We start from the raw sequence: 257 nt of genomic DNA, 5'->3' as shown, positions 1-257 counted from the left end.
AGGTAGAGATATTTATATCAGAGAAGGATGTAATGCATGTCACTCGCAGATGGTAAGACCATTCAGAGATGAGATTGTAAGATTCAACGGTAAAAACGGACAGTATTCCAAAGCCGGAGAATTTGTATATGACAGACCGTTCCTTTGGGGATCGAAAAGAACCGGACCGGATCTTCACAGAGAAGGGGGTAAAAACCCAAGTTCTTGGCACTACAAACACATGTACAACCCAAGATCTACTTCTGCAGGTTCTATCA

1 protein-coding gene is annotated in these 257 nt (G+C 42.4%); it reads left to right on the top strand.

Annotated elements, in window-relative coordinates; genetic code table 11:
- On the top strand, window positions 1-257 hold a 257-nt coding region (locus tag ACPYOJ_RS35865; protein WP_481420459.1), incomplete at both ends, for a cbb3-type cytochrome c oxidase subunit II.

The sequence above is a fragment of the Rhizobium sp. SVR5-9E genome (genome assembly GCF_056755095.1).
Note: the sequence above shows the minus strand (reverse complement) of the source record. Positions and strands in the feature narration are given on the sequence as shown.